At 58.6% G+C, this 16,797-nt stretch carries 9 protein-coding genes; 5 read left to right on the top strand and 4 right to left on the bottom strand.

All coding sequences use genetic code 11. The features are described 5' to 3' along the window. Positions 1-14 precede the first annotated feature (14 nt). The gene (locus TBK1r_RS19580) at positions 15-998 is read left to right on the top strand and encodes a DUF1186 domain-containing protein (RefSeq protein ID WP_473772440.1); all 984 of its coding nucleotides are present in this window, start codon (positions 15-17) and stop codon (positions 996-998) included. A gap of 234 nt (positions 999-1,232) precedes the next feature. After that, positions 1,233-3,260, top strand: a complete 2,028-nt coding sequence (locus TBK1r_RS19585; RefSeq protein ID WP_145214337.1) for an outer membrane protein assembly factor BamB family protein — start codon at positions 1,233-1,235, stop codon at positions 3,258-3,260. 258 nt (positions 3,261-3,518) lie between these two features. Here TBK1r_RS19585 and TBK1r_RS19590 read toward each other — a convergent pair whose 3' ends face one another. Continuing rightward, the gene (locus TBK1r_RS19590; protein ID WP_145214340.1) at positions 3,519-4,910 is read right to left on the bottom strand and encodes a DUF1501 domain-containing protein; all 1,392 of its coding nucleotides are present in this window, start codon (positions 4,908-4,910) and stop codon (positions 3,519-3,521) included. 10 nt (positions 4,911-4,920) lie between these two features. Then, entirely contained in the window at positions 4,921-7,734 is a 2,814-nt protein-coding gene (locus TBK1r_RS19595) for a PSD1 and planctomycete cytochrome C domain-containing protein (RefSeq protein ID WP_145214344.1), read from the bottom strand. A gap of 378 nt (positions 7,735-8,112) precedes the next feature. On the opposite strand from TBK1r_RS19595, the gene TBK1r_RS19600 reads away from it, so the two are divergent. Further along, positions 8,113-9,234: an aminotransferase class V-fold PLP-dependent enzyme gene (locus tag TBK1r_RS19600; protein ID WP_145214347.1), complete on the top strand. Its 1,122-nt coding sequence runs from the start codon at positions 8,113-8,115 to the stop codon at positions 9,232-9,234. A gap of 24 nt (positions 9,235-9,258) precedes the next feature. Here the strand turns inward: TBK1r_RS19600 and TBK1r_RS19605 are convergent, their stop codons facing one another. Next, positions 9,259-10,242, bottom strand: a complete 984-nt coding sequence (locus TBK1r_RS19605; RefSeq protein ID WP_419580169.1) for an amidohydrolase family protein — start codon at positions 10,240-10,242, stop codon at positions 9,259-9,261. A gap of 24 nt (positions 10,243-10,266) precedes the next feature. Here TBK1r_RS19605 and TBK1r_RS19610 point away from each other — a divergent pair, with 24 nt between their 5' ends. Continuing rightward, positions 10,267-11,439, top strand: coding sequence for a M20 family metallopeptidase (locus tag TBK1r_RS19610; RefSeq protein WP_145214350.1), 1,173 nt, complete (start codon positions 10,267-10,269; stop codon positions 11,437-11,439). Between the two features lie 185 nt (positions 11,440-11,624). Then, complete coding sequence (locus TBK1r_RS19615) at positions 11,625-14,555, top strand: tetratricopeptide repeat protein (RefSeq protein WP_145214353.1); 2,931 nt, start codon at positions 11,625-11,627, stop codon at positions 14,553-14,555. Between the two features lie 28 nt (positions 14,556-14,583). Here the strand turns inward: TBK1r_RS19615 and TBK1r_RS19620 are convergent, their stop codons facing one another. After that, a complete protein-coding gene (locus tag TBK1r_RS19620; protein WP_419580170.1) occupies positions 14,584-16,755 on the bottom strand; it encodes an acetylxylan esterase in 2,172 nt (723 codons plus the stop codon). Positions 16,756-16,797 lie beyond the last annotated feature (42 nt).

Genomic DNA, 16,797 nt, shown 5'->3' on the forward strand with positions numbered 1-16,797 from the left:
GGATTGAGCGAATCGTGGACGCTGCAACATCCAGCCTGGAAAGCAAGACAGATGCGGAGCTACTAGACGAACTGAGAAACGTCCCCATGGACGTTCTGCCAAAACCCCTGCTGCGTGAACTCCAATCTCGCGGCGAATCCGTGGTCCCCGGATTGATCGAAATCCTGCGAGCCGAAACCGAAAACGCGTCGAAAGGGATCACGATCGAAACAAATGGTGCATGCTTCGCTTTTAGTTTGCTCAGTGCCATCGGTGACGCGCGCGCCCTACCGGCAGTCATCGACGCGATTTCATTGCCGCAAGAAGCCATCCATTCGCTGCTCGGTGATCTGATCCACGACGATTTGCAACGGCTGATCGTCAAACTGATCGGTACTGATTTCAATCAAATCGGACAGCTGATCGAAAACCAGGACCTGTACGAGTACGTGCGATGGTCGTTGGCCTGCACCTATTTCTTGCTGTTCCGGCGAGGACGCCTGAGTCGCGAAGAAGGCGCCGAGAGGCTCGAGCGACACCTGAATCGATTGATTGAATTCCCCTGCGACGAGTTGAATGCCGGTCTCTGTATGGAGCTGGCTAATTTTGGTATGCCGGCATCCCTGGAAACCATTCGGCGAGCCTATGCGTCGGGGATGGTCAGTGAGGGGATCGTGTCGCAGGAAGAGGTTGAGGAAACACTAAACGGTTTTGACGAAAACTCGATCCGCGGGTCAGATGAAATGCCGCCATTAGAGTTTGATGTCGCGGAGGAACTGAGCGGGTGGGCCTGTTTCCAACCGACAAACCGACCGAATAATTCAGTTCCACAACCGTCCGTCACAAAGCCTCAAGCCGTCCCGATTTCTATGACGACGAACGATGCTCCGCGTCCCGCGCCACGTCCGCCCGTCGGGACCATTCGGAATACCGATAAAACGCCCGGACGCAACGATCCTTGTTCATGCGGAAGCGGGAAGAAATATAAAAATTGTTGTCGGCTGAAGTCGAGGGGCTAACGCGACCTGCCACCAGCAAACGACTTAGACGAGCAGAAGGACTCCCATCCGAGAAGGCATGGTCATAAGTGGTGTGTTTAGCCTTTTGGCGATTCCCGGTCGCTGCCACGCAGCGACAGTGGGCGGCTAAAGCCTGCACACCAACACTCATGACCGTACCATGGACCTCCTTCTCCTTAATCGTCCGCCGCCGATCCACCAGGGCGAGTTTGCGTTGTGAAAAAACTGCGAAACATGCATTCCCGATGGATCGGATCGGCCTCGGTCATCCTCATCGTTGCCTGTGCCTTGGTTTGGTTCACAACTTCCAACACGCAATCTCCGGTCGACTCGAGTGCATTTCTTCCCCAAGGGGCCGCAGACCTTGGTTGGCCGACCATCCGGGGCCCCCATCTGAATGGGCACAGTGACGAAATTCATCTGGCCGACGCGTGGCCGAACCACGGCCCGCCGGTGCTGTGGCGCCGTCATCTTGGCCAGGGCTACTCCTCCTTCGTGGCGTTCGACGGCCGCGTGTTTACACAATACCAAACACTCGCGGGGCAATTTGTCCTCTGCTTGGATGCCACCACCGGTTCGACCCTTTGGCAGCATCGATACGATGATCCTTACGAACTCGATGGAATGTATCCCGGACCACGAAGCACGCCGACGATTGACGAGAAACACATTTACTTCACCAGTCCCGACTTGACGGTCGGATGTCTGAATTGGGAAGGCGAGGAACTCTGGACGGTCGATCTATCGCAACGCTTTGAGTCGCTCGGCACTGGATTCGGATACGCCTGCAGCCCAATCATTGCTGGCGAGAAAATCCTACTTCCGGTCGGAGGCAGAAACTCCGCTATGATCGCATTGGACAAACGGACCGGAGAGCTGATTTGGAAATCAGGGGATGATCCGGCCAGCTATTCGTCGGCGCTCCCTACAACTGTTCTCGACAAACAGATGGCCATCGGACTTTTGCAAAATAGTTTTTGTGGATTTGATCTACATTCGGGGTCGCAATTGTTTCGCGTCGCGCTGTCGCGCGGCTATGACGAACATTCTGCCTGGCCGATCCTGCGGAACGATCTTGTCTGGATCTCATCACCCTTTCAAGGCGGCAGCCAGTTGTATCGGATCACACCCGATCAGTCGCCAGCGATCGAATTGATCGGCGAATACAAATCGATGTCCAATGATGTCGCATCCAGTGTTTTGGTTGGCGAGTATGTCTATGGTTTTGATTTAAAAGAATCCCAGTCGAATGCGCGACATCCTTCGCGGGGAAGTTTTCGCTGCGTGAATTTCTATACTGGCGAAATCGCTTGGTCCAATGGAAACACGAAGCCGCGCCGCAACGTGGAATTCGAGACGATGAAACAGTCGCAAACGATCGGCCATGCGTCGGTGATTGTTGCCGACAAAAAGCTGATCCTGCTCAATGACACCGGCGATCTCATCCTCGCTAAAGCGTCGCCGGAGCAATACACTGAACTGGCAAGGGCACGTGTCCTTGCTGGTAAAACCGCGTGGGCGACACCAGCGTTACACCGCGGGCTTCTTTTTGTTCGCAACCATTCAGCAGCAGTCTGTGTCTATTTGGGCGACGACGATCGGGGCGATGCGGCTATCTTGCAACGGTCTGTCCGATTGAGGTCGAAGCCAGCCTCCGACTCCGAAAGGAATTGGATTGGGATTCGGTCAGAGGACACACTTCGAATGCCGACCGTTCGGACGATGGCTTACAGTTGGATCGCGACAACGGTATCAATGGCCTGTGCAGCGATCTTGACCGCGATTGCCGTTTTGATAGGTCCGCGAACCCTGCGTTTGCATTGGCATTCCGTTTTCTTGACGCTCAGTATGACTTCCTGCATGGCAGCGGGACCGCTGCTTTCCCATGCGTTCAATGAATTCATCTTTACCTGGCCCGGATGTCTTTACCTGGTGTTTCAGCATGCGATATTGGTAGCGCAGTTCCGGCGAAGCGACCAGCATGCTTCGCGATGGCATGGCCGAGCCACCGCCTTCGGGTTCATCGCGATGTGCTACGTTTACTTTGTGATCTGCCGTGAGCACAACCTTGTTTCGGCTTGGGTGTTTCTCTGTGCGTTCCCGGTCGCCATTCCGAGTGCACTTGCGACACGATGGTTTCACAACCGGGATGGGTTCGGAAATCTTGTTGCCGGGTCGACCGCGTTCGTGGTTTCACTCTCCGTCTATTACGCTGGCGCCGCGGCAATACTTTGGTGGCGCTACGGACTGCCCCTAAACTAGCATTCCGCCGCACCTTGGTTTTCGGGTAGGCGGTAGTGGACGAGGCGACGAGTCCTCTGTCGTTGGCATATTGGCAAGGACTCGTCGCCTCGTCCACTACCCGAAAATTGAGCTGCGATAGACGACGAGTGCTTCAACCACATCTAATTTGGGTTGTGGTTGTCGAGCAGAAAAGTGGCCAGGATTTGCGATCACTAAAATGACGAAGATCGCGATCGCGTCCATTACCCGATGACAACTGTGGAATGCTGATTTCCATCAAGCAAAGATGTCTTTCGCCACCACGCCTTCGACATCGGTCAAGCGAAAGTCTCGTCCCGCGTAGCGATAGGTCAGTCGTTCGTGGTCCAGCCCCATCAAGTGCAAGATGGTCGCGTGCAGATCGTGAACGTGCATTTTGTTTTCCACGGCGTAGTAACCGTAGTCGTCGGTCGCACCATACGCATAGCCTCCCTTCACCCCGCCGCCGGCCATCCACATCGTGAACCCGTGCGGGTTGTGGTCGCGACCGTTGCTGCCCTGAGCCGTCGGTGTGCGTCCGAATTCGCCGCCCCACAAGACGAGCGTGTCTTCGAGCAGCCCCCTTGCCTTTAAGTCTTGCAGGAACCCTGCAATCGGCCGATCGACTTCGGCCGCGTTCTTGGTGTGACCTTGATACAGCCCCGAGTGTTGGTCCCACTGCACGACGCTGTCACTGTGCGTCACCTGGACAAACCGAACACCTTGCTCGAGGAACCGTCGGGCCATCAAACACTGTCGGCCAAAATCTTCGGTGACCGGATCATCGATCCCATACAGACGCTGCGTCGCCGCGGACTCTGACGCCAAATCCTGAATCTCCGGCATCGCGGTTTGCATGCGATAGGCCAATTCGAACGAGTTCAACCGTCCTTCGAGCGCTTGGGCGCGACCGGCCATTTCGAGATGCTCCCGATTCATCGACGCGATCAAGTCCAGTTGTCGACGCTGGAGATCGGGAGCGATGCGATCGTTTCGAATGTGCTTGACCTTGGCCGCCGTCGCCGGCAAGCTGGCATTGCCGATCGGCGTGCCCTGGCAATGCGCCGGCAAGAACGCAGTGCCCCAGTTATTGACTCCGCCGTGGGCCAACGTCGGACAAATCGTCACAAAGGCCGGCAAGTTTTCATTCTCGGTCCCCAGCCCGTAGACCAACCAAGACCCCATGCTGGGCCGGACGAATTGATCGCTGCCGGTGTGCAGTTTCAACAGCGCCCCGCCGTGGGCGGGATTGGTTCCATGCACCGATCGCAACACGCACAGGTCATCCACGTGACGGGCGACATTGGGAAACAGCTCGCTGACCGGCAACCCACTCTCGCCGTATCGCTTGAACTTCCATGGCGACTTCAACAAGTTACCCTGCTTGGCGAACGTGACATCGGGCAAATCAAACGGCGGCGCTTTGCCATCATCCCGGTCCAATTGAGGCTTGGGGTCAAAGGTGTCGACGTGCGACGGACCGCCTTTCATGAACAGAAAAACGATCCGCTTGGCGCGAGCCGGAAAATGGGGCCCCTTGGGAGCCAATGGATTTTCCGCGGCCAAGGCTTCCTGACCCAACATCGCGGAAAAGGCCAAGTGACCGAATCCGATCGCCGAGTTTCGCAGAAGCTGTCGTCGGGATTGCATCACAATGAACCTAACGTAGATAAATGAATTCGTTGCTGGCCATCAGACTTTGACAGAACAGCGACCAGGCTTGCTCGTGCTGTCGGTTTGCGTTCGCATCGGCACCGTCGGTCAACTGCGAGATGAACCGAAGCACGCGTTCGGTCTCGCGTGGCGACGGATCACGTCCGACGGCCCGTCGATACGCATCGGCGACACGGTCGGTGTCCTCCTTCGACTGCGACAGGACGGACCTCGCCAGCGCATCGGCCGACTCCATTACCAAAGCGTCGTTCATCAACAGCAGGTTCTGTGGCGCAATCACGGTGGCGTTGCGTGAACCGGTGGGCATCGTCGGATCCGGGTAATCAAACTGTGTGAAGAACGCGTACAGGTTGTTGCGGATCACGGGCAGGTACAACGCACGCCGAACGCTGTCGTATTTGGTGTGGTCTTCGGACGTGTGGTTGAACACGAATTGTCGATTTCGCAGCGGCAACGTTTTTCCGCCGATTTCAAGATTCAAACGTCCGCCGACCGCCAAGATCGAATCGCGGATCTGCTCGGCTTCCAGTCGCCTCAAGTTCGCTTTCCAAAGCAGCCGGTTTTCCGGATCGATCGTCGCGTAACGCTGTTCCTCCGGATGCGACGACGCGAGCCGATAAACGTTGGACCGAAGAATCAGACGATGCAGATCTTTGATCGACCAACCGCCGGCCATGAATCGTCTGGCCAACCAATCGAGCAAGTCCGGATGCGACGGGCGATCGCCCAGACGTCCAAAGTTCTCGGTCGTCCGCACCAACGCCTCGCCGAAGTGCCATCCCCAGATGCGATTGACGATCACGCGGGCCGTCAAGGGATGCCTTGTGTCGGCCATCCAACGAGCCAATTCCAGTCGACCGCTTTGCCCGCTAGGAAAGATCGGCCGGACCGTGGAGTGTCGCATCACTTCGGGAAACTCTCGCGCGACCGGGTCGCCCAGGTTCTTGTAACTGCCACGGATGTGGATCGGCAACTCTGCCACCACCGTTCCTTCGCCGACCCCCATCGCTGCCGTTTCGTCGGCGGCGACGCTTTCAAAGGCCCTCGCCTCATCCATCAACCGGTAGTATTCCGCGAGCGTTTGCTCGTCGAAGGCGAACGCTTCTTTGGAGGGAACGGCCAACAACCCCGAGGGGTCCAACAAGGCGGATCGGGCGGCCAGCAACGTCGGATCGTCCAGCGTTTTCGTTTTCGGATCCTGCTTCTTCGCCTCGGCAGACGCCTTTTCCGCGCTCTCAAACAACTCGCCATAGTGCCGACGGATCTCGTCGACGTTTCCTTCGGCGGCCAATTGATGCCACCGGACCAACAGCGGATCATCCCGATGGAAATCCAAATGCATGCGGCAGTGGTGCAGGATCCTGGGATGCAGCCCGAGTGGCTCGGCAATGTCCGCGACAGTAGTCAGGGGCGCGGAGACCTCGAATTGTGCCGCGGCGGCCAGATAGTCGGCCACCTTGTCTCGAGCTTCGGCTTGAATCTTGGCGATCGCCGCGTTCTTAAAACTCGCCGCCGCTTTTTTCTTCTCCGCGATCTGGGCGTCGATTTCCTTCAGCCGCGCCGCTTCCTCGTCCGACGCAAAGGAGTGCTCATACCAATGTTTGATCGCGCCGGTGTTCGTCTCACCGAGCGTCTTGGTGCTCTTGAAGATCGCGGCCAGCGCGTAATAGTCGGATTGCTTGATCGGATCAAATTTGTGGTCGTGACACCGGACACAGCCGAAGGTCATTCCCAGGAACGCTTTGCCGAGTGTGTCGAGCTGTTCATCAATGATGTCCATCTCCAACTTTTGCCGATCCGGTTCGGCCAGCACCTTGGCGCCCAGCGATAGAAACCCGGTCGCCGTCTTGGTTTCACGATTCGCTTCGGGCAGCAGGTCACCGGCGACTTGCTCGATCAAGAAACGGTCAAAGGGTTTGTCGTTGTTGAAGGCATCGACGACGTAATCTCGATAACGCCACGCTTGCCCGAACCCCAAGTTTTCATCCAGTCCGTTGGAATCGGCGTAGCGTGCGACGTCCAACCAATGCCGTCCCCAGCGAACACCGTAATGCGGTGAATTCAAAAGTCTTTCGACGACCTTATCATACGCCGTGGGTGATTCGTCGGCGACGAAGGCGTCGATCTCTTCGGGCGTGGGCGGCAAACCGATCAGGTCTTGGGTGATGCGGCGAATCAACGTGATCTTGTCCGCCGCCGGTGCAGGCGACAGGCCGTTGTCGTGAAGTCGCGCTAACACAAACGCGTCGATCGGGTTTTCGGTCCACTGCGTCTCGGCAAGCTTGGGAATCGCGGGATCACGCACCGGCCGAAACGCCCAGAACTGCCGGCCCTCCTCGATGCTCATCCCCGACGGCCCGCGATCTGGGGCTGAGCTTGGCGGCGCCGGCTCACGCGGATCGGGGGCACCGTCGGCGACCCATTTCGTCAGCGCCTTGACGGCCTGTTCGGGCAACCGATTTCGGGGCGGCATTTGCAGATCGTGGTTCTGATACCCGATCGCTTCGATCAGCAAACTTGCAGCGGGGTCGCCGGCGACGATCGCCGCCCCCGAGTCGCCTCCTTCAAGCAGCCCGGCGCGGGTATCCAGCCGCAGCCCACCCTTGACGCTGCCTTCGGCGGAATGACAGTCATAACAGTGCTCGACCAAGACCGGCCGAACTTCTTTTTCGAAAAACGCAATCGCTTGCGGTGACGCATCTTGGCCAACTCCGATCGATGCCGCGAAGGCGAAAACGACCGCGGCGAGGCGACCGGTCAAGCGTTTCAACGCGTCCAGCAGAGAACTGGGCAAATGCATGGTCAAGGTAGGCAGGGGAGAGAGTCAGAGGCGGGCGGGAAGTTCATTGTAGCCATTCGCCACCCGGCCGTCATCAAAATACCTTTTCGGCTAGCGGGGTTCAACAAACGACGCGGCGCGATCGGATGACGCAAACGGAGGCGTGAATTGGGCGAATTGTGTTAACCTGTTCAACCCCGTTGGGGTTGGCGGCCTGATGGTGATCCAATCTTGGGGTGCGCTACCGCGACCCCAAGCTTTGATGTGGCACGCCGCTGGCGTGAAAGCGCGACGTGGTTCGCGCCAGCGCGAGCTGCCCTCTCATTGATGTTAACTTAGCGGTATTGGGCTAAAGCCTGGACACCAACCTTTCCCCACCAGACGCAACCGATTTCCCCCATGCTGACCGAGTCCTCGCGACAACGCGACTTCCCCGGCCTTGCCGGCAAAGACTATTTCAACACGGCCGCCGAAGGCATTCCCCCCACCGCGGTGCTAGATGCGCTTCAAACCTATGGCCAAGACAAATTGCTGGGGATGGACGGACGCGACTGCCACGCCAAGGTTTGGGAGAGTGCCAAACAGCAAATCGGATTGGCCTACGGTTTAAGCGCCGGCGAAGTCAGCCTGTGCTCCTGTTCGTCCGAAGCGTACAACCTGGCCGCGATGGCACTGCAGTTGCGCGAAGGCGACGAAATCGTGATCAACGATCTGGATTTTCCCGCCGGCGCGACGCCTTGGTTGCACGCCAGCTGTCCCGCGACCGTCAAAGTCTGGAGGGCTCGCGACTGGTCACTTCGCATCGAAGACCTGATTCCGCTGCTCAGCCCCCGCACTCGGATGGTCACCACATCGCTGGTCAGCTTTTTCAATGGGCACAAAATCAATCTGCCCGAGCTGACGCGCGTCGTCCGACGTCATTGCCCCGCACTGATCTCGGTCGATGTCACGCAGGCACTCGGCCGGATCCCGCTCGATCTGAGCGATGTCGATTTGATCGTCAGCTCCACGCACAAATGGATCCTGGCCACGCACGGAGGTGGCTTGGTCGGGATTCCCTCCGCCAGTGCCGAACGATTGACCGCACCGGCGGGTGGATGGTTTCATTTGGAAAACGCATTCGATGCCGATCGATTTGAACGCGTCGTTCCCAAACACGGCGCTGCAAGCTTTTCCGTCGGGATGCCCAATTATCCCGCCGTCTACGCCATCGATGCCGGGTTGAAATACATCCAATCGGTGGGCGTCGAACAGATCGATGCGCATTGCCGACCGCTGGTTCGACACTGCATGGACGAACTGAAACGATTGCCCGTGCAATGCATCACCCCCGACGAGCCAGACCACTTGGCCGGCATCATGGCGTTCATGCATCCCGATGCGGACCGGATCTACGCCGCGCTGCACCAGCAGAACATTCACGTGATGTGCCACGCCGGACGCCTACGAATCGCGATCCACGGCTACAACGATCCGGCGTCGATTGAACGATTGATCGATGCGCTCCGCGGTGCCCTTTGATCGGACAGCGCGACGTTGACGTCGCTATGAAAAGAACACCTTCTCGGCAGTCTTTCGCAACATCCAACTGCGATCGCGATCGCTCAAAAAGTCCAACTTGGATCGAATCAAATCCAAGGACTCGTGATACGTATGCCCGTCCTGTACCTGGTAGGGGCAATCGGTTGCCCACATCAACCGATCGGTTCCAAAGGCATGGGCCAGTCGGTGAATCATCGCGCCCAGATCCGTGTACGGCGCGGTTTTCTTACCCAACGCGTAGAACGCTGATGTTTTGACGTAGGTGTGTTGGTGTTCTGCCAAACGACACAGGGCATCAAGATCTTGATCGTGTATCGTCCCGTCGATCCCGATGCGGGCAAAGTGATCGATCACAACGTTTGTCTCAGGATACTGCCGACACATCTTGTCGACCGACGGCAAATACTCCGGATTGATCAACGGACAGATCGCCATGGATTCGTCCGCCGCGCAGGCCCACATCTGTTTCATCCCTTCGCCGGTCAGCCAACGGTCGGGATCCTTTTTTCCCGACACGATGCGGAACCCCCGCACCCCTTTGGACTTCAGCGATTTCATGGTTTCGACCGGATGATCCTCGGGATCGATCACCGCCACGCCCGAAAACCGGCCGGGATGGTTTGCGATCACATCCAACATGTACGAATTGTCAAACCCATAGAAGCTCATTTGAATCAAGACGATACGACTGACCCCCAGCGGCTCGGCAAGTTGCATCAGCTGTTTGGGAGTAAAACTCGGCGGCTGCATCGCCGAAACGTCATAGCGATCGTCCAGCGGATACGTTTTTGTGTCCGGCGTCCACACGTGCACGTGCGCGTCGATGTACCCTTTATCATCCGACGATTCCGCCGCAACGGATTGGCGTTGCATTGCCATCGTGCCGGCCGCTGCCGCGACACCCGCGATCCAATGACGCCGCCCTATCGATGGACACGGTGTCGCGCGGTCCCGTTGCCCAGTGTCGGCTAAATCGAATTGACTCATGATGTTTCCTGCGAGGCTCCCTGGATGGACGACGATACACCGCTAGCGATCTTGAACCAGCTGATTCGGATTCCGAGTCAAAACCCGATGGGACATGACCATCGGGGACCGGAATGGTGCGAACAAGGCGTCAGCGATTGGCTTTGCCGATTTTTTGCAAGTCACAACATACCTCATCGCTACGACCAAATCGAACCGGGCCGTGGAAATGTGATCGCCAAATTGGCGGGCCATCCCGATCGGCCCACGATCTTGCTGGACGCACATCAAGACACCGTTCCGGTTGCCGGCATGACGATCGATCCCTACCAGGGTATCGAGCGGGACGGCCGCATCTGGGGCCGCGGAGCCTGCGATGTGAAAGGCCCGATGGCGGCGATCCTGTCGACCGTGGCACGTCTCAATCGCGAACAAACTCGATCCCACGCTAGCCTGGTCGTTTCGATGACCTGCGATGAAGAACTCGGACAGAAAGGGGCGATCGATTTGGTGAAACGATTTGACTCCGGTGACAGCTTCTTAACGCCCACGCCCGATCTGGCGATCGTCGCGGAGCCGACGGAGTTGAACGTCGTGGTCGCGCACAAGGGTGTCTTGAGATGGAGAATCCAAACGACAGGCGTCGCAGCCCATAGCAGCCGACCCTCGCTCGGGCAAAGTGCGATCTACTCAATGGCACGCCTCATCAGTGGATTGGAACAACTCGCCGATGAACTCCAAACCGCCGGCCCCGACCATCCATTGTGTGGTCGCCCTACGCTCAGTGTGGGAACGATCCATGGCGGCGAAAGCGTCAACATCGTTCCAGAACGCTGCGTCATCGAAATCGACCGCCGCGTCGTCCCGGGAGAATCGTTTGAAACGATTTTGCATCAAACCCGACAGGCATTGAAAAACCGATGCGGAATCGAGTTCGAGATGTTGCCGCCGGACACGAGCTGCGAACCGCTTCGGGACGGAGAAAACGGAACGCTCGCCGAGACCCTGGTCCGACTGACCGGACAGGTTGCGGGGTCGTCCCGAACAATCGGCGTCGCGTTCACGACCCAGGCTCCCAAATTCGCCGCCGCGGGCCTGCCCACCGTGGTCTTCGGCCCCGGCTCGATCGATCAGGCCCACACCAAAGACGAATGGATCGAAATCGAACAGCTCAATCAGGGCGCCGAGATCCTGTATCAAGTTGCCAAGCAGCTGTGACGTCCTTGTCCCAACACGGATCCCCCGACTCGGTTTGGGAACACGCGTTCCGCCGAAACGACACCTCGCGGCACCCGGCCGGCGGCGGCGAATGACGTTGGATCAAACGTAATCATGCTAGAATGCACCGAGCGTCGGCCTAGAATAACGGCTGTCGCCTTTTCGATTTTGTGGAGCCCTGCATCATGTTCACCGTTTCCTGCCATTGCGGCCAACGTGTCCAGGTGCGGCCGTCAAAGGCGGGGGCGACGATCGAGTGTGAATCCTGTGGCAAATGCTTCAACGTCCCGTCATTGGGCGAGATGAAACGCTGTCAGCAGCGCGACGAACCGATTCAGGGACAACCGATCGCCCCGGTGGAGACCGCGGCGGACAACCAACTGTCCGAGATTCCAACTTCTTTTTACGTTCATTTCTGCGGCGAAGTCGGATCGACCGGACGCGTCTCGACAACGGCCATCGAAAACTATTCCGGCATCGTTGTCGAGGCGATCGATGCGGTCCTCAATGAATCGCAATCGGACGAATCGCAATCGGACGACGGGTTCGAGCTGATGGTGTCCCTGGCAGTGCTCCCCGGCGCGACGCGGCTGATGCAGATCGAAACCGCGGCGACTGACAGCGACAAGGACGACGACGGGGCGCGGCGGCGTGTCGTGGATCAGATGACTCGACGGATCGAATCCTTTGCCGTCCCGGATGTTCAAGACGGGCCGGTCGCATTCCTCGTGTATCGCCGCATCAATTCGGCCGCCTGCACCAAGATCGGCATCAAACCCTTCAGCCTCTATCAGAACGAAATCGAAAAATGCGGCATCGATGAAGCATTGATGCGGGCGGCCAAGCTGACCGACCCTGCCCAGGAAACGTCTCACCAGGCAGCCTCTTGGTGGAACGCGTGGGTCGACCGCCTGCGACAACTGATCTCCCAACCGTCGGCACCAGAGGAACCGCCGCCGACGCCCGAACAGAAGTTTCGGGAGATCGGCGTCTGGATCGAATACACCGAAGAACTCTATGCCAGCACCTCGGACGCGGAACTGAAACGGCTGTTACGAAAAAGCCCCTTTGAGCTGGCACTGCACGTCGCGGTTGCGACCCGCCATGCGGGGAACGAGGAATTCGAGAACGCGATCGAAGCCTACTCGGGCGCGATCGCCCTGGCCCCCGAGTGCGCTCCGTTGCTGGGACGCCGCGGCTGGTACCACCTAGTTGTCGGCAACCATCAAGCCGCCCTGATCGACCTGAACCGAGCGATCGAACTGGCGCCCTTCGCCCCGTGGTTCTACTTTCATCGCTCCAAAATCTTCTCGGGGCTGGAGGCCTGGGACCAGACGCTTTCGGATTTGGACACCGCCGTCCGATGGGCACCACGTGAACCGGCCTTCCGATTTCGTCGCGCCGAAATCCTGCTCTACCAAGACCAGGGCACGCGGGCGATCGAGGAACTCAATGAGATCCTTCAGCTCGATCCGCACAACGGCGCCAGCCACGCCATGCTGGGATGGTTGTACCAGCAAGACGAACATCGTGACGAACCGCGAGCACTGGAACACTTGACCCGCGCGATTGACGTGATGCCCGGTGCCGTCGCGCCTCGGCTGCACCGAAGCATGCTCTACACATCGCAAAATAAGTTCGCGCTCGCACTCGATGACTGCGACAAGGCGATCGAAATCGATGCGGACGAGGGACAGTCCCATGCACTCCGCGGGCGAATCCTACAAATGCAAAGCGAATTCGAGGAGGCCATCGACGCATGCAATCGCGCGATCGAACTGGGCGTCGACACGCCGGCGGTGTTCTTGACACGCGGATTCTCCTACGCGGCAACCGACCGACGTGACCTGGCCCTAGCCGACTGCCACGCGGTGCTGGAGTTGGACCCGGAGAACCCGATCGCGTTGCACTTGCTCGGATCGCTCAGTCTGCAACAAGGCGAACTGGAAACGGCGATGGAAGCCTTGACCGAAGCGAGCCGACTGGCGCCCCAATGGACCGAGCCCCGCGAACAGATCGCGTTGTTGCACCGCATGAATGAAAATCCGCAGGCGGCCATCGAAGAGCAGTCGGCGTTGATCGAGCAAGAACCCGAACAACCGGCCCATTATGTCAACCGAGCGTTCGCGCACACTCAAGCGGGCAACCACGACGATGCCCTCCGTGACTACCAGCGGGCCTGTGAACTCGATCCGGAAAATGAACATATCTTTTTCCTCCGCGGCTGCTTCTTCATGGATCGCCAGGAAGACGAATTGGCGTTGGAAGATTTCAACCGCACCCTGGAACTCTCGGGCGTCTACGACGGCGCTCGGCTGCGGCGGGCCACGGTGCTGATGCGTTTGAAACGCCACGACCAAGCACTCGAAGACTACGAGAAACTGATCGAAAAATTCCCCGACGATCCCTACGCCTACTCCGGACGCGCCTACGCCCATCAGATGCAAGGCGACGAATCAGCAGCCGAAGCCGACATCGATCGCCTGGCCGAAATCGCACCGGAAAGTGCCCAGGAAGCGGCGATCCAGTCGCTGCACGCGAAAGTCAATCGCCTGGAAAGCGAAGAACGCTATGACGACGCAATCGGTGTCGCCGAAGAAATCATCGCGATGGCGCCCGAACACACCGCCGGGTACCGACTGCGTGGATGGATTCGCTGGTACACCGAACAACACGTTGAAGCCTGCGATGACTACACGCAACTGCTGGAAATGACTTCTGAACAACCCGATGCAGATCTCTTGAGTTCACGCGGACAAGTTTACGCCGAAATGGGCGAGTGGAATCTTGCCTTGGATGACCTGGACTCCGCGATCGAGTTGAGCCGAACCGAAGGGTTGCACCAAGTGCTCGCCTTCGCACTCAACGGCCGAGCCTTTGCACTGGCCGGACTGGATCGAATGGAGGAATCCGAACGCGACTACCAGGAATCCGTCGGCTTGTGTCCGACCAATGCATGGGCCTACTACAACCGCGGTATCGTCTTGTACCAACGCGGCGATCACGATCAAGCCAAGCCATTGCTCCAACGGGCGCTCGAACTGAATGGCCCACCGCTGACCCAACGCAAACGACAACGCGCCAAAGCCGTGCTCGGCGGGCTGACAGACGGCTGATCGCGGCCGGCGCGAACGAGCAACCGGATCAACGCACGGCCCAGTCCCCGATCGCCGACAACAGTTCCTCGCCCGTTTGATGCCAACGAACTCCCTTCGACGTCCCGCTCGCCCGCTGCACACGATCCACAATCGGCAAGTCGGGTGAAACGATGTCCAACGCCCCGGGAACACACAGCGATAACAATCCGTCGACATCCAGGTATTTGACCGCACCGGGGACGAACATCGGATCGTCTTGCCGCTGCAGCGACGCGAACCGAAACCCTTTCAAATCGATGAAGGTCCTGCCGACCGCGTCACCGGCTTGGCTGCGCGCTGCCGCAGCGATCGCGCCGGCGTGATCGCCGATCCCGACCAGATGAATGTGCCGATTGCCCGTCGATGTAGCGTGTTGGATGGCCGACAGCACGTCGTGGACCCGCTGAACGAACAGGGGATGGTTGTAGCCATAGGTGTACCCGGCGAAACGATGCCAAGCCTGTTCGCCACCCCGCTGGTACCACATTCGTTGAGTGTCGAGCGACTCGCCGCCGGAAACAAATTCGCCCTGCCCGATCAGATCGACGGAGACGACGCGGTATCCGGCGCGGGCGATCTTCGCGACCAGCGGGTTGAGGCGATCGCCATCCCAAAGGCCTTGTTTACCTTCATCCGTGATCCACACGATCGTTCCCTTCGCCCCGGAATCACCGACTTCAACGATCGGCAACTGCTCGCCGGCGTGATCGAGCAGCCCCACCGTGATCGACAATCCCTCCTGCTTGATGGCCTTCACTTGATGAAACGAAGTCGCTTGAACCTGATCCAACCGGCGTCCGAGAATCGTTTCCCAAGCACCTCCGACCACACGTTGATACTCCTCAAGTTGGTCGTTCGTCGTGGGAATCAACGCGTCCATCTGTCGCCGAGAATCTTCCGTGGCGAGTTGTAAGATTCTGACTTCGTGGGGATCGCCGATCGCGTCACCGCGGGGCGCCGGATGCTCGTCCGTCCACACCGTGGCTTCCGAACGGGAAAGCGGCACGTAGTCTTGTTCCAAAATCGGCTCCTTGAACCCGAGCTGGAAGTGCCGATTAAAAAACGCGTACATCACCGCACGATTGACATGGTTGTAATTGTGTTTGAAGTGCAGATGGAACGCCGCGGTCAATCGATCCTTGTGTCCAAGATCGGTATACAACTGACGCAAGTCCGGGTAGCCCTTGGTTTCCAATTCGACCGTCCAATCGTCGGCGGCGGTCAGCCCCAGCGGTCGCGGCGCGATCGCCGCGGCGATGTCGACGTTGCCCTGATCGATCCGCATGTACGGCGCGTTCTCGCACGTGCATCCGCCTTGCATCGATGTCGACACCATCACGCACGGCATCGCCGCGGCGATGCGATCGTCGATCGCACCCAAGATCATAGATTGTGTTCCACCGCCACTGGCACCGGTCACACCGATGCGGGTCGGGTCGGTTTCGTCCAGCTCCAACATAAAATCGACCGCGCGAATCGAGTTCCAGGTTTGCAGTCCCATCATGTTTTGCAAACGAAGCTCCGCCTGCGCGCTGAAGAACCCCCAGTCGGTCGCGCGATCCAGATGTGCCGCTTTGTCGGGGCGATGTCCGATCTGGATCGAATCGGCGTTTCCCGTCATGTCGTAGACGAACACCAGGCATCCCATGCGGGCCAACTGAACCGCGCGAGCCTGGATCGGAAATCGTCCGCCGACTGCAAAGCGTTCGGCGCCGCTGGCCAAGTCGGCGCGGATCTGAGCTTCACCGGCGTCGTAAAACCGACCGTCGCTCCAATGCCCGTGCGGCGACAAGATCGCCGGAAACGGACCCGACTTGCCTTTCGGGCGATACAGGCTGCCGGTCACAAAGTGGCCCGGAATCGATTCGAAATAAACGCGATCCACAACGTAGTCGTCTCGCTCGACCCGGCCGTGGATCACGGCGTTCAAGTCGGGTTTGCTGGGCATCGGCCACAGCCCTTGCGATAACAAGATCCGTCGCTGAATCTCCGCACGTCGCTGCGGCCAGGCTTCAGGATCCTCAACCGGCTTGAACGGAAAGTAGCTGTTCAGGTTTCGCAGCTCGCCCAGTCGCCGGTCGGCTGGACGCGTCGCCTCGGGCAGTGCCCGGAGCCCATCGGCCGAGGCAGCGATCGTGCAGGCAATCCACAGCAAACATGTCAAACAATATCGCATCATTTTGGCAGGGGAATGTCGGGAACAAATGGACAGACGCCCCAT

The organism is Stieleria magnilauensis, from assembly GCA_007753675.1.
GTDB lineage: Bacteria > Planctomycetota > Planctomycetia > Pirellulales > Pirellulaceae > Stieleria > Stieleria magnilauensis.